Below are 14094 nucleotides of genomic sequence, written 5' to 3'. Positions count from 1 at the left end.
AGGCTGACCACATGGACGACACCGCGGACTGTCCCCGCTGGCAGCTCCACCTGCTCGACCGCTGGCAGCTGCTGGCCCCTGACGAGGGCCCGGTCGACGTCCCCCAGCGCGAGCAGCGCCTGCTCAGCCTGCTCGCGGTGCGCGGGCCCCGGCGGCGCGACTACCTGGCCGGCGTCCTGTGGCCGGACAGCGACGAGCCGCGCGCACGCGCGAACCTCCGCGGCGCGCTGTGGTGGCTCCACCACCGTGTGGGCAGCATCGTCACCGACGGCGCGGGGTGCCTCGTGCTGGGACCCGCCGTCGACGTCGACCTCCACGGGCTGCGGACGTACCTGGGACCGCGCGTCGGGACCGGTCCCGTCAGCCCGGCCGTCATCGACGCGCTGAGCTTCGACGACCTCCTTCCCGGCTGGGTCGAGCCGTGGGTCCTCGAGGAGCGCCACCTGCTTCACCAGCTCCGCCTCCAGGCGCTGGAGGCCAGCGTGGACCTCGCCCTCGGCGCCGGGGACACCGCCACCGCGCTGCTCGCCGCGACACGGGCGGTGGGCCTGGACCCATTCCGCGAGAGCGCCCGGCGTGCGCTCGTCCGGGTCCACGTCCAGGAGGGGAACTACGCCGACGCCGTCGCCGTCTACGACACCTTCGCCGACCTGCTCCACCGTGAGCTCGGCATCCGGGTCTCCGACGAGCTGCAGCGCCTCGTCCGGCCACTCCTGTGGTCGGCCGTGTCCCCCGACTGACGGACCCCGAACGCCGCAGTAACGGTCGGGCGACGGTGCCCGCCCTACGGTGCGCCTACCGGTCCGGTGCCGGTGCCGCGCTGTTTGGCGCGGGTCCAGCTGACGGAGGAGGAGCGACGATGCGGATCGACGTCGAGATCGCTGTCGAGCATCGCAGCCAAGGACAGCAGGCGGGCAGTGCGCCCGCACTCCGCGAGGCATTCCTCCCGCTACCAGGAGCGAGCTCCTGCTGCGGGTCCGGGTGCTGCTGCAGCAGCAGCTGCTGCTGCTCGTGGTGACTGACAGGCCCAGGAGGAGACGATGAGAACCGCACTGCGCGGCAGCTTGATCATGTGCAACGTCCCGACGACGAACTCCCAGGCGGCGCGCCGGTTCTACGGCTCGCTCCTCGGCGACGACTCGTTCGCCCGGGGCCTCAACGACACGGTGGAGTCCTACTTCATGCCGATCTCCGAGGACGGCATCGACCTCACCATCACCCAGCGCTACGACGACTCCGAGCGGCTCACCTGCTACTTCGCGGTGGAGGACCTCAAGGGCACCCTCGAGGAGCTGCGGGGGCTCGACGGCCGCGTCGTCGTCGAGCCGCAGCCGGTGAAGATCGCCGAGAAGGCCCGTCGCTTCTACCAGGAGCTCGGGCGCCGCGAGGGCATCGAGGTGGGTGACGACGTCGGCACGATGGCCGTCATCCTCGACCCCGACGGCAACCACGTCGGGCTCATGCAGCTCGCGCCGATCGCGGAGAAGCACTTCCGCGTCGGCAAGTACCAGAACCCCATCACCGACGAGCAGTCGAAGGAGCATGAGGAGGCCGTGTCCGTCGGCAAGGACGCGACCTGACCGCCATGCCACCCCTCGACGGGTCGGCCGACCCGACCGCCCTCACCGCCGCCGTCTTCACCAACGGCTTCCGGCCGCTGCAGGCGGCGGCGCGGGCGACCGGCCACCTCACCCACCCCTTCCGCCACGACGCGCTGCCCTTCGGGGCGGGCGGGCCGCGGTCGGCGGAGACCTTCCTCGTCGCCTCGCGCCTGCGCCGCCGCGACGCGGAGTTCGAGGCCTCGGTCGGCCTGTTCCTCAGCGAGGTGGGCAGCGGCATCGGGGCCCTCGTCGACGAGACCGTGGACGACGACGGCGCGATCCCCCTCCCGCCGGTCGCTCCCCTTCCGATGACACTCGGCACGGCACTGGCGGACCGCCGCAGCGTCCGCTCCTTCACCGGTGAGCCGATCCGGCTGCGCGACCTCGCTGCCCTCGCCCACGCCGCGGCGGGCACGACGTCGCCCGACCCGCACCGTCCGTTCCGCACCACCGCGAGCGCCGGCGCGCTCTTCCCCGTCCGGCTCGACGTCGTCGCCCTGCGCGTCACCGGCGTTCCGCGCGGTGTCTACACCTACGACTCCCGCCGCCACGCGCTCTCGCCCCGCGGCGACGGTGCCGCCGTCGACGGGGTGCTCGACGCGATGGCCGTCTCGCGCGAGCTCCTCATGTGGGACCGGGCGGCCGTGCTCTGCCTGCTCGTCGCGCGGCCGTGGCGGAGCATGCGCAAGTACGGGGCTCGCGGGATGCGGCACCTGCTGCTCGAGGCCGGGGCGATGGCCGCCCACCTCGACCTCGCGGCGACCGCCATCGGCCTGGGCAGCGTCCCGTGCTCCTCGGTCTACGACGACGAGGCGCACGAGGCCCTGGGGATGGACGGCGTCAACGAGGCGATCGTCCACGTCGTCGTCATCGGAGCGAAGGAGTGACCCGTGGCCACCCGCCCGCGCATCAAGCCACACTTCACGGCCGTGCCGCACAGCCCCGACGTCGTCGAGCTGCGGCACGGCGGGTGGAGCGCTGAGTCCTACACGCTCTCCGACTCCTCCGGAGCGGGCGCGCTCGCCCGGCTGGTCGAGCTGCTGGACGGCTCACGGACGGTCGCCGAGCTCGCCCGGGAGGCCGGCGTCTCCCGGCGGGACGTGGACGGGCTGCTCGACCACCTCACCGACCTCGGCGCCCTCGAGGACGGGCCGACGACGGCGCTGGACGCCTACGTCGCGCGCGCAGCCCCGGCGCTGCTGCCCTTCGGCGGCGGCGCGGCCACGGAGGTGAGCGAGCCGGTCGTCCTCGGCTCCTCCGCGCTCGCCGGCCGCGTCGCCGACCTGCTCGCGGAGAGCCTGGCCGTGGCGGGCACGCGCGTGCGCACGGAGGACGACGGCGCGCTCCTCGCCCTGGCGGCACGGCCCGGGACGGCAGCGGACCCCTTCGCCCTCGCCGAGGCGGCGGAGGCCTTCGCGGGCTGGCGCGACCACCTCGTCGTCGCCCCGCAGGAGTCGGTCCGGCCGCACGTCGCCGTCGTCCTCAACCGGCTCGCGATGCACTGCGGGTTCACCTGGCTGCACGCCGTCGTCGACGGCCCGTCGCTCGTCGTCGGGCCCCTGACGGTGCCACACCGCTCGGCCTGCTACGAGTGCTTCGAGGCGCGGGTGGCGATGAACCTGCGGGAGAGCGCGAGCTACCTGCGGTACAAGACGGCGCTCGCGCAGGGGCGGGCGGCGGGCGCCGTGCCGGAGGTGGAGCCGGTGCTCGGCGCGATGCTCGCCGCCCACACCGCCGCGGAGGCCCTCAACATGCTCCTCACCGGCACGACCTTCACCGTCGGCAAGGCGCTGAACATCTACCTGCCGACGATGGAGCTCACCTACAACGAGGTGCTGCGGCTGCCCGGGTGCCCGGCGTGCGGCCCGGAGCCCTACGCGCGCGACGAGGAGCTGTTCTTCGACGTCCGCGCGGTCCTCGACGGCGCGTGAGAGGAGGCGGGCGGCGATGAGCACGGAGACACGGACGGTGGCCGACGTCGACGACGGCGCGGCCGGCCCGGCGCTGGACGTCCAGGTCACCGGGACCGGCGTGCTCACGCCCTCGACCCGCCGGCTGCTGTCGCGGATGGTCGGGCCGCTGACCGGGCTGGCGCAGCAGATCGGCTTCGTGCTGCCGGGGCGGCTGGACCCCCGGCTCGTCATCGCGGGCGGGGAGATGACCGGCGTCCACGTCCTGCGCGGCACCGAGCCCCCGGCGGCCGGGGCCTACCACATCGGTGGATCCGGGCCGTCGGTGACGGAGTCGGTGGTCAAGACGCTCGGCGAGACCGTGGAGCGGTACTCGCACGTGATGAGCCAGGTCGCCCCGCGCCACGAGAGCCGCGTCGCGTCGCTCGCGGACATGCGCGCGTCCGGTCACCGGGTGCTCGTCCCGCCCGACGGGTGGTTCACCGACGAGATGCTCGCCCGGGAGGGCTTCCCCTTCCGGAGGCTCGACCCCGCCGAGCCGGTCACCTGGCTGCGCTGCCGCTCGCTCGTCGACGGCGGCCAGCGGTGGATGCTCGCCCAGGAGGCCTCCCCCGGGTACCACGGCTTCCCCGGCGAGCCGCACGTCGTGAGCGGGGTGAGCACCGGCAGCGCCGCCCACACGACGACGGCCGCCGCCCTGCTCAACTGCCTGCTCGAGCTCGTCCAGATCGACGCCGCGATGGGGCACTGGTACGGCGGCGGGCGCGCCTACCGGCTCGTCGGCGGTGCCCGCACGGCGTCCGCCCGGCGGCGGATCGCGGAGGTGCTGCCGGCGGGCGCCGAGCAGCCGACGTTCGTCCTGCTCCCGAGCGCGGACCTGCCGGGCTTCGCCGTCGCGTGCCTCGTCACCTCCCCTCGCGCCCCGCGGGTGGCGGTGGGGCTGGGCTGCGACCTCACGCTCGCGGGTGCCGTCACCAAGGCCTTCCTCGAGGGCGCGGCGGTGGCGCAGCTGGTGAAGGTGCTGCTGTTCCGGCGCTCCGTCGAGGGCGGCGCGGCCCGCGCCGAGGGCCTGTACGACCTCGACGAGAACGTCGCGCTCTACGCGTCGGGTCCGTTGGCCGAGCGAGTGGTCGAGCGGTTCACCGCGGGGCCCGAGGTGAGCGACGAGGACCTCCCGTCCGACGGCCCGAGCGACCCCGCGGCGGGCGCGGCACGGATCGTCGACGCGTTCCGCGACACCGGCAAGGACCTCGTCCTGCTCGACCTCACGACGGTCGACATCCGCGACCTCGGCATGGTCACCATGCGCACCTGGTCCCCGGACGTCCTCACCCTGTCCCTGCCGAGCGCCCCGCCGGCGCGCCACCCGCGCTTCGCCGCCTACGGCGGGTGCACGGGGAGGGAGGCTCCCCATCCGTACCCCTGAGACCGTCGCGTACGCCACCGCCGTGGTCTGGGTGCTCGGCCCCGCGACGGCGACGGTGGCCGGGACGCTGCTGGGCCTCCTCCCCCGCCCCGGGCCACTGAGCTTCCTCCGCCTCCATGCCGGTCTCCTGCTCGCCGCGCTGGTGGTGGGGATCGGGGTGGCGGGCATCGGCCCCGTCGGACGGGCGGGTTCCGTGGATGACGACGGCGGTGGCTGGCTGGGCCTCGGCGCCGCCGCCGCGGTGGGCGACGGCGGGTGGCTCGGTCTCGGCCGCGCCGCCGCGCTGGGCGACGGTGGGTGGCTCGACCTCGGCGGCCTGTCGTGGCCCCTGGCCCTCGTCGCGTTCGTCGCCGTCGGCGGACTCGGCGGACTGGCCGCCATCTGGGCGTACGACCGCATCGTGCGCGTGATCCGCGCACGGGCCCGCGGCGGGCCGATGCGCCCCGCGCCGGGCACGGCTCCTCGCTGGGCGTGGGCGAGTCGACCGCCCGGGACGCCGGCGCGCAGCTCCGGTCCCGGCTCCTCGCCGGTCAGCCGACCGCTCTCTCGGGCGTCGAGTGGGCCAGCAGCTGTCGAAGCTCCTCGGCCAGCGACCGTCACCGGCCACCTCGTGGCGTGCGCCGTCCTCGAGGAGCTCGCCTTCCGCGGCCTGCTCGTGTGGGCCGCCCTGGCCGTCGGCGGCGTCGGTGGTGCGGCGGCGTTGGTCGCGGTCACCGTCCTCTTCGCGCTCTCCCACGCCGAGCTCGGGCCCGGACAGCCCCTGGCGTTCCTCCCGCTGTCCGTCATCGCGCTCGCGCTGGTGCTGCTGACCGGCTCGATGCTGCCGGCCGTCACGGCGCACGTCGTCGTCAACGTCCGGGCAGGCGTCGCCGCCGGCCGGCAGACCGGGTCGCGCGTCCCGGCCGGGGGGTGGGCGCGGTGAGCGCCGTCGTCGTATGCGCCGTCGTCATGGTGTTCTACGCGGTGGTGTACCGCCACGTCGTCGGGCGGTTCGGGACGCTCGCCCGCCGGGTCGCGCAGGCCGCCTCGCTCACCGAGCGGCACAGCGAGAAGGACGTCGACGACGCGCTCAAGCTCGCCGGTGCCGCGCTCGCGCAGCTCGTGCTCGCCGTCGTCCTGTGGCTCCTCGTCGGCCCCTCGACCGGCCCGCTCGTCAGCGGCTGGTCGCCCGCGCTGCTGGCTCTGGCGGCGCTGCTCGGGATCGGCTCGCTCGGCCTGTCCGCGGTGCTGGTCCGCGCGGTCGTCGGCGTGACCCGCGGCTCCGCCGAGACATGGCTCGCCTCCGGCGGGGGCGGGTGGGTGCGGCAGTTCCGGGCGGTCGGGCGGGTGGCGAGCCCCGGTGTCGCGGTCGTGACCGTCGTCGCCTACGTCGCCGGGGAGGAGGTCGTGTTCCGCGTCGTCCTGCTGCACGTCCTCGAGGGCTGGGGCCCCGCGGCGGCCGTCACCGTCGCGACCGCCCTCTTCGTCGGGGTCCAGGCGGTGGGGATGCCCAGCCTGAGCGCCGCGTTCTTCCCGATGGTGGGAGCCGCGGTGGTGGGAGCCGTGCACGGCCTGCTGTACCTCGCGGTTCCCGCCCTCGTCCCACTCGTCGTCGCGCACGCCGTCTTCCTCCTCGGGGCGACAGCACCACGGGTGCCGGCCTCGACGGGCGCCGTCCGGTGAGCGCGCCCGTCGGCGCCGCGCGGGCCACAGAGGTCGCCGCCGACGGTCCGTGGGCGTGGGCAGCGGCGGAGTGGGAGACCTTCCAGGCGGCGTACGTGCCCGAGAGGGCGACCCAGCTCACCGTCGCGCTCGACGCGGTGCGCGACATCCTCGGACGGGAACCTCGCAGCCTTCTCGACCTCGGGACCGGGACCGGCTCCTTCGCCCGCGCGGCACGGGCCCTCTTCCCCGGCTGCACGGTCACCGGCCTGGACGTCGACCCCTTCCTCCTCGAGCTCGGACGGCGCGCGTACCCGGGCGACGGCGTCCACCGCGTCGTCGGGGACCTCCGCCACCCCGGGTGGCTGGACGCCGTCCCGCGGGGCGGGGCCGACGCCGTCGACGCCGTCGTCACCGCGACGACGACCCACTGGCTCTCCCTGGACGTCCTGGCCCGCGTGTACGGGGAGGTGTGGGCCGTGCTGCCCCGCGGCGGGGTGCTCGTCAACGTCGACACGGTGCCGCCCGGCGCCGCGGACTCCGCGGTCGGCCGGCACGCCCTCGCCCGCACCCTCCGCCGCCACCCCTCGGCGGGGTCCGGTGCGCCGACGTGGCCGGAGTTCTGGCGGCACGTCGAGGCGGTCCCCGAGTTCGCGCCGCTCCTCGCGGCCCGTGCCACCGCCCTCGGCCCGCGTCAGCCCCGCGTCTTCGTGCGGGAGGTCGAGCACGCCGCTGCACTCACGGCCGCCGGCTTCCGGGACGTCGGCACGGTGTGGCGCAGCGACGCGTCCGCCGTCGTCGTCGCCGTCGCCTGACGGCCGGACCGTGGCACGCGACGGCAGGAGCTCGCAGGGAGGCGCCGTGGTGCGCGCCGCGATCGGCGGGCCTGTCGCTCGTCGTCTCAGCGGTGGATGCGCTCGAGCCAGTCGGCCGGCACGAGGCCCGCAGGCCCCGGGGTGGGCTGGTCCGTCGGGTGGTGCTGCGGCGGAGCGAGCTCGGGTCCCTCGATCGAGATCTGGTCCTGGAAGTCCCAGTACCACGTCTCCCCCGGTTCGAAGCTGCGCATGAAGCGGTGGCCCGTGCTCTCGTAGTGGCCGGTCGCGTGCTGGCCCGGAGAGCTGTCGCAGCAGCCGATGTGCCCGCAGGTCGCGCAGCGGCGCAGGTGCACCCACCAGCCGCCGCCGGGCAGGCACTCGGCGCAGCCGGTGCCGCTCGGTGGGACGCTGACGTCGATGTCGGTCTCGGCCATGGCCGTCTCCTCGGGTCCGGTCGCCACGGCGCGGCGGCCCGGTACCGACTCTAGGGCGAGGCATCGGCGTGCCGCTACGCCCGAGTCGGTGGCTACCGGCTGAGCGCGAGGTACTGGTGGGCGTGGGCGATCGCCATGCCGCCCTCCCCCACCCCCGCCGCGACGCGCTTGACCGACCCGGAGCGCACGTCACCGACGGCAAAGATGCCGGGCACGCTCGTCTCGAGCGCGAAGGGGCGTCGGTCGGCGGTCCACTCCGGGGCGACGTCGGGCCCGGTGCGGACGTAGCCGTTGACGTCGCGCGCGACCGACGCCGGGAGCCACCCGGTGACGGCGTCCGCGCCGATCATGACGAACACCTCCGTGAGGTCGCGGCGGGACGTGCGGTCGGAGGCGGCGTCGTGCACGTCGACGGCCTCGAGGTCGGTGGCACCGTGCAGGCCGACGATCTGGCTGCGCGTCTCCACCGTGATGGTGCTGTTCGCGGCGATCTGGTCGATGAGGTACTGCGACATGCTCGCGGCGAGGGAGGGTCCGCGGACGAGCATCGTCACCGACCGGGCGTGGCGGGAGAAGAACACCGCGGCCTGGCCGGCCGAGTTGCCCGCACCGACGATGCAGATGTCCCGGCCGCGGGTGAGGCCGGCGTCGCTGCGGGCCGCGCCGTAGTAGACGCCCTTGCCGAGGTACCGGTCGACATCGGGCAGCGCCAGCTTGCGCCACTCCACCCCGGTGGCGAGGACGACGAGCGGTGCCCGCAGGACGTCACCGCCGTAGAGGACGACGTCGTGACCTCCCGGGCGGATCTCCGTCACCGACCGCGTAACGACGATCTCCGCGCCCAGGCGCCGGGCCTGCTTGAGCGCGCGGCTCGCGAGGTCGTCACCGGACACCCCGTAGGGGAACCCGGTGTAGTTCTCGATGCGCGTCGACGTGCCGGCCTGGCCGCCCGGCGCCAGGCTCTCGACGACGAGGGTGCGCAGCCCCTCGGCGGCGCCGTTGACCGCCGCGGTGAGCCCGGCGGGTCCCGCCCCGAGGATGACGACGTCGTACTCCGTGGCCGTCGGCTGGACGCCGAGGCCCACGCCGACCGCGACCTCCCGCATGGTGGGGTCGACGAGGCGGCTCCCGTCGCGCAGCTCGAGCACGGGCCCGTCGGCCGCAGCGGCGTCCGGCGCTACCCGCTCGAACGGGATCTCGTTGCGGCCGAGGAAGGTGGCGATCTCCCGCACGCGACGATCCGCGCGGGGGCCGATGAGGTGCGCCTCGGCCTCTGGGACCGCGGCCGCCCAGCTCTGCAGGTCGGTGAGGTAGCCGCGGGCGACCCCACCGACGTGAGCCGCGACGGACGGGGCCAGGGCGGCGAGGCTGTGGTACTCGCTGACGCCCAGCCGCAGGATCCGCGTCGGCTCGGTCGCGCGCCCGCTGGCCGGGAACTTGGTGCTCAACGTCATCGGCACCTCACCGAAGAGCATGCCCGGGGTGCGCACGCCGATGACCAGCTCGTCCCCGTTGACGACCTTGGTGATCTCGGCGCGGCCCTCGATGACGACGAAGAGCGCCCGCTCGTCCCCCTCCTGCGCGAAGTACTCCCCCGCGACCAGCCGGATGTCCTCCACGGCCCCGGCGACGTAGTCGAGGGTGTCCGGCGGCAGCGCTGAGAACAGCGGGACCCCGCGGAGCGCGTCTGCGGTGATCATGCCGTGGGCACAGCGTCGGCCAGCGTCATTTGCGGGTCATCCTGGCACGGCTGGACAGGCCGCGGGCAAGAACGCTGACGCTGTTTCAACCGCCGTACAGATTGCCGGGGGACGCGTCAGGGAACGATCGGGTGACGACGTCACGAAATCCTCCGACAGGCGTTGACCGGCCCTCACCCAACCACTAGACATGGCTCACTCGGGCGATCCGGGGTCCTTCTTCTCCCAAAGGTGGGTGAGCCTGTGTCCAGACTGCGACCCCGGCTTCTTGTGTCGGTCGTGACGTTCGCGCTCGCGCTGGGGGTGATCCCAGCGGCCCACGCCGGTCCTTCCGACGCCCTCGGCGCCGGGAAGCCCGGGCTCGAGGCTGCGGAGGTCACCGCCTCCACGTCCCTCCCGCGAGGAGGCGACAAGGCGACGGTGCTGCGCCTCGGCAAGTCCCCGGACGCCGAGCGGTACATCGTCCAGCTCGCCGACCCCGCGGTCGCCACCTACTCCGGCGGGGTCGAGCGGCTGCGGGCCACGAAGCCCGCAGCGGGTGGACGGCTCGACCCGGCCGCCGCGCCGGTGCGCAGGTACGCCGCCCACCTCGAGGACGAGCAGGAGGCCCTCCGCGGCCTGATCGCCGGGGAGATCGGCCGCGCGCCGAGAGTCGACTTCACCTACACCTATGCGCTCAACGGCCTCGCGGTCCGCCTCACGGCCGACGAGGCCGCGGCCGTCGCCGGGCTGCCCGAGGTGACCTCCGTCGTCGTCGACGTCCGACGCAAGCTGCAGACGGACAACGGCCCGGCGTGGATCGATGCGCCCGCCCTCTGGGACGGGACCGCCACCGGGGTCGACGGCACACGAGGCGAAGGGATCGTCGCGGGCATCCTCGACACGGGCATCAACCCGTCGAACCCCTCCTTCGCGGACACCGTGCCCGTGGCCGACGGCGGTGACGGCTATGACCACACGAACCCGCTAGGCGCCGGGACCTACGTCGGCATGTGCGACCCAGCCAACGCCGACCAGTACGACGAGCGGTTCGCCTGCAACGACAAGCTCATCGGTGCGTGGGACTTCTCCGGCGACGGCCCGTTCGACACCGACGGGCACGGCAGCCACACCGCCAGCACGGTCGCGGGCAACCAGGTCGACGCCGTCGTGAACGGTCCGTCAGGTATCAGCGAGACCCGCACCATCTCGGGCGTCGCACCCCACGCCAACCTCATCGCCTACGACGTCTGCGATGTCGACGGCTGCTCGATGGCCGCCACGACGGCTGCCCTCGACCAGGCCATCGCCGACGGTGTCGACGTCGTCAACTACTCGATCGGCGGGTGGGAGCCCTCGGCCGCCTGGTCGGACCCGGAAGCCCTCGGCTTCCTCGCCGCCCGCGCCGCCGGCATCTTCGTCGCGACGGCCGCCGGCAACGACGGACCGTGGTCCGAGACGATCGGCACGCCCGCGGACATCCCGTGGATCACCACGGCCGCCGCATCGACGCACGACCGCTCCTACGTCAACGCCGTCACCGACCTCACCCGGGCGGACGGCACCGGGCTCCCCGACCTCGAGGGGCTCGGGTTCACCACCGGGTACGGACCGGCGCCGATCGTCGACGCGGCAGACTACGGCAACCCGTGGTGTGAGCCGGGAAGCTTCAGGAACCGCACCTTCAACGGCGAGATCGTCATCTGCGAGCGCGGCTTCGTCGACCGGCTCGAGATGGGCGAGGTCGTCTCGAACGCGGGCGCCGGGGGAATGATCCTGGCGAACGACGAGGAGAGCGGGGACTCGCTCACCGGTGACGCGCACGAGCTCCCCGCCGTCCACATCACCTACGACGACGCCGTCGCGCTGAGGGAGTGGCTGGCGGAGGGCACCGGCCACACCGGCACCATCGCCGGCGCCACCCTGTCCGAGGACCCCGCGAAGGGCGACGTCACGGCCGACTTCTCCAGCCGCGGTCCGAACCGCGCGATGGACCTCATCTCCCCCAGCGTCACCGCGCCCGGCGTCGACATCCTCGCAGCCTTGGGCGCCTCGACCCCCGAGGCCGAGGCCGCCCCGCAGTGGGGCTTCGCCTCCGGGACCTCGATGGCCAGCCCGCACGTGGCCGGCGCCGGTGCACTCCTCAAGGTGCTCGAGCCGGAGTGGACGCCGGCCGAGATCCAGTCCGCCCTCATGACGACGGCGACGACGGACGTCACCAAGGAGGACGGCTCCACCCCGGCCGACCCGTTCGACATGGGATCGGGCCGGATCGACCTGGACGCCGCGGCGAACGCGGGCCTCGTCCTCGACGAGACGCTGGCCAGCTACCAGGCCGCGGACCCGAGCCTCGGCGGCGACCCCGCCGCCCTGAACCTTGCGAGCATGGCCACCAGCCAGTGCCTGCACGACTGCACGTGGACCCGCACCGTCACCGGCGTCGCCGACGGCACCGTCGACTGGACGGCGAGCGTCGAGTCCGCGCAGGACGTCACGCTGTCGGTCGAGCCCGCGACCTTCACCCTCGCCGAGGGCGAGACCCAGGAGATCGTCGTGTCCGCCGATGTGCGCGGCGCGAGCACCGGCACCTGGCAGTTCGGGCGGGTGACGCTCACCCCGTCGGACGGGGACGTCTCGACGGCGGGTCTGCCGGTCGCGGTCATGCCCTCGACCGGTGTGCTGCCGGCCGAGGTCGTCATCGACACCCGCCGCGACGCGGGCTCGCAGCTCGTGGAGGGTGTGCGGGCGATCGAGATCACCGACCTGAGCGTCGACGTCGCCGGCCTCACCCCGGCCGAGACACAGGAGCTCGCCCTCCCCCAGGACCCGACGGACTTCGACCCCTTCGACGGGCCGGAGGGCACGGAGGTGGTCCTGGTCGAGGTCCCGGAGGGTACGAGCCGCCTCGTCGTGGAGGTCACCGACGCGACCGCCCAGGACATCGACCTGTTCGTCGGGCTCGGCGACACCCCGGGCGAGGAGACCCTCCAGTGCGTGAGCGCGTCGTCCGGGTCCGACGAGCGGTGCGACCTCGCCGCACCCGAGCCGGGCACCTGGTGGGTGGTGGTCCAGAACTGGCAGTCCTCGGACGAGGACACAACCGACACCCTCACCCTGGGGACCGCCGTCGTCGGGAGCGACGCCGGGAACATGTGGGTCGAGGGCCCGCAGGCGCAACCCGTCGGTGAGAAATTCGACCTGCGCGTGTTCTACAACGAGCCGGCCATGGAGGCGGGTCAGCGCTGGTACGGCGCGCTCAGCCTCGGCTCCTCGCCGCAGTCCCCGGGGGACATCGGGATCATCCCGGTGGACCTCAACCGGTTCGCCGACGACGTCACCAAGGCCGCCGACGTCGAGACGGCCGCGCCGGGCGACACCGTCACCTACGAGCTCACCGTGCAGCCCAACGTCAGCGCCGAGGACCTCGCCTACACCATCACCGACGCCATCCCGGAGGGCATGACGTACGTCGAGGGCTCGGCCACGGAGGGCGCGACCGTCACCGACGGCGTCCTTACGTGGGAGGGCATCTCCCCGACGCCGGCCGGCGTCGAGGGCGAGTACGTCATCACGCGCAGCGACGCCGACCCGCTGTGTGTGAACCCGCTGTCGGAGGACGGCGGGTACGTCGACCTCGAGGAGCTCGGCTTCCTCGCCGACCCCGAGATCGCCGGGGACACCGTGGCGTTCAACGTCGGCGCGGGTGCTCCGTTCAGCTTCTACGGCGTCGACTACGACGGGATGTGGCTGACCGATGACGGGTTCGTCGTCTTCGACGCCGCGACGCACTACGACGGCGAGCCATGGGTGCCACAGACGCTGCCCGACCCGCAGGCACCGAACAACCTGCTGGCCATGCTGTGGCAGGACATGGAGATCGTCTACGACGAGGCGACGAACAGGGGCGTCACGGTCGTCGAGGGCGAGACCGAGGTCGGTGGCCTGATCGTCGTCGAGTACGACGACGTCCAGCTCGTCGAGGACCCGGAGAGCACCTACGACGTCCAGCTCGTCGCGTTCCGCGGTCAGGACGACACGGAGGGCAGCTACGAGTTCTACGTGGCCTACGACAACGTCACCGGTCCGGTGGACGGTCCGCTGACGGTCGGCACGGAGAACGCGGACGGCACCTCGGGCCAGACGCTCGTCAACCACGACTCCGGCGAGGGCGTCGTCGCGGACGGCAACGTCGTCTGCTTCGACTACGCCGGCGCATCGTTCGCCCCGGTCACGGTCCGGTACGAGGTGACGGTCGACGACGACGGGAGCCTGAGTGACGGCGACGTCCTCACCAACGAGGCCACCCATGTCAGCGACAACCCCGGTGCCCAGCCGGTGACCGTGGGTGTGGACGTGACGATCGAAGGAGTCGAGCAGCCCACCGAGGAGCCCACGGCCGGGCCCACCGCGGAGCCCACCCCGGCACCGTCCGGCCCTCCGGGCCGACCCGGAGGCGGCCACCTTCCGAGCACGGGCGTGGAGCTCGGACTCCTCGCCGTCGTCGTCCTGCTCCTGCTCGGAGCCGGCGCGGGAGCGGTGCGGATGCGCCGGGCGACGGACTGACGCGTCGTCGGCCCGGTCGCAGCAG

11 protein-coding genes are annotated in these 14094 nt (G+C 73.8%); 9 read left to right on the top strand and 2 right to left on the bottom strand.

The genetic code is table 11. The features are described 5' to 3' along the window. Positions 1 to 11: 11 nt before the first annotated feature. The 8 genes from H9624_RS01710 (at position 12) to H9624_RS01675 (ending at position 7393) form a co-directional block, all read left to right on the top strand. Entirely contained in the window at positions 12 to 740 is a 729-nt protein-coding gene (locus tag H9624_RS01710; protein WP_251838180.1) for an AfsR/SARP family transcriptional regulator, read from the top strand. A gap of 300 nt (positions 741 to 1040) precedes the next feature. Further along, entirely contained in the window at positions 1041 to 1580 is a 540-nt protein-coding gene (locus H9624_RS01705) for a VOC family protein (protein WP_251838179.1), read from the top strand. A 5-nt stretch (positions 1581 to 1585) separates the two neighbouring features. After that, positions 1586 to 2488, top strand: a complete 903-nt coding sequence (locus H9624_RS01700; protein ID WP_251838178.1) for a SagB/ThcOx family dehydrogenase — start codon at positions 1586 to 1588, stop codon at positions 2486 to 2488. Between the two features lie 3 nt (positions 2489 to 2491). Further along, on the top strand, positions 2492 to 3532 hold the full coding sequence (locus H9624_RS16790; protein WP_251838177.1) for a TOMM precursor leader peptide-binding protein: 1041 nt from the start codon (positions 2492 to 2494) through the stop codon (positions 3530 to 3532). A 16-nt stretch (positions 3533 to 3548) separates the two neighbouring features. Then, positions 3549 to 4937 (top strand): YcaO-like family protein, encoded by a 1389-nt coding sequence (locus tag H9624_RS01690; protein ID WP_251838176.1) that lies wholly within the window; start codon positions 3549 to 3551, stop codon positions 4935 to 4937. A 22-nt stretch (positions 4938 to 4959) separates the two neighbouring features. Further along, entirely contained in the window at positions 4960 to 5859 is a 900-nt protein-coding gene (locus tag H9624_RS16785) for a CPBP family intramembrane glutamic endopeptidase (RefSeq protein ID WP_251838175.1), read from the top strand. After that, positions 5856 to 6599, top strand: a complete 744-nt coding sequence (locus H9624_RS01680) for a CPBP family glutamic-type intramembrane protease (protein ID WP_251838174.1) — start codon at positions 5856 to 5858, stop codon at positions 6597 to 6599. The genes H9624_RS16785 and H9624_RS01680 overlap by 4 nt, the downstream gene beginning before the upstream one ends. Further along, complete coding sequence (locus tag H9624_RS01675) at positions 6596 to 7393, top strand: class I SAM-dependent methyltransferase (RefSeq protein WP_251838173.1); 798 nt, start codon at positions 6596 to 6598, stop codon at positions 7391 to 7393. Before H9624_RS01680 ends, H9624_RS01675 begins: the two co-directional genes overlap by 4 nt. A gap of 86 nt (positions 7394 to 7479) precedes the next feature. On the opposite strand, the gene H9624_RS01670 is transcribed toward H9624_RS01675, so the two are convergent. Together H9624_RS01670 and H9624_RS01665 are read right to left on the bottom strand one after the other, a co-directional pair. Further along, positions 7480 to 7827, bottom strand: a complete 348-nt coding sequence (locus H9624_RS01670; RefSeq protein WP_251838172.1) for a UBP-type zinc finger domain-containing protein — start codon at positions 7825 to 7827, stop codon at positions 7480 to 7482. A 92-nt stretch (positions 7828 to 7919) separates the two neighbouring features. Further along, positions 7920 to 9527, bottom strand: a complete 1608-nt coding sequence (locus H9624_RS01665) for an FAD-dependent oxidoreductase (protein WP_251838171.1) — start codon at positions 9525 to 9527, stop codon at positions 7920 to 7922. 279 nt (positions 9528 to 9806) lie between these two features. Between H9624_RS01665 and H9624_RS01660 the strand changes: the two genes are divergently transcribed. Further along, a complete protein-coding gene (locus H9624_RS01660; protein ID WP_251838170.1) occupies positions 9807 to 14069 on the top strand; it encodes a S8 family serine peptidase in 4263 nt (1420 codons plus the stop codon). Positions 14070 to 14094: the final 25 nt, after the last annotated feature.

Origin of the sequence: Oceanitalea stevensii, assembly GCF_014837105.1 — a bacterium.
In the GTDB taxonomy this organism is placed as follows: Bacteria; Actinomycetota; Actinomycetes; order Actinomycetales; family Actinomycetaceae; genus Oceanitalea; species Oceanitalea stevensii.
The sequence above is the reverse complement of the archived record's forward strand: the minus strand, read 5'-3'. Positions and strand labels throughout refer to the sequence as shown.

What these genes read in the sequence shown, in the direction of transcription:
- H9624_RS01710 (WP_251838180.1), top strand. Translation starts at nt 12, where the DNA reads ATGGACGACACCGCGGACTGTCCCCGCTGGCAGCTCCACCTGCTCGAC.
- H9624_RS01705 (WP_251838179.1), top strand. Translation starts at nt 1,041, where the DNA reads ATGAGAACCGCACTGCGCGGCAGCTTGATCATGTGCAACGTCCCGACG.
- H9624_RS01700 (WP_251838178.1), top strand. Translation starts at nt 1,586, where the DNA reads ATGCCACCCCTCGACGGGTCGGCCGACCCGACCGCCCTCACCGCCGCC.
- H9624_RS01690 (WP_251838176.1), top strand. Translation starts at nt 3,549, where the DNA reads ATGAGCACGGAGACACGGACGGTGGCCGACGTCGACGACGGCGCGGCC.
- H9624_RS01670 (WP_251838172.1), bottom strand. Translation starts at nt 7,827, where the DNA reads ATGGCCGAGACCGACATCGACGTCAGCGTCCCACCGAGCGGCACCGGC.
- H9624_RS01665 (WP_251838171.1), bottom strand. Translation starts at nt 9,527, where the DNA reads ATGATCACCGCAGACGCGCTCCGCGGGGTCCCGCTGTTCTCAGCGCTG.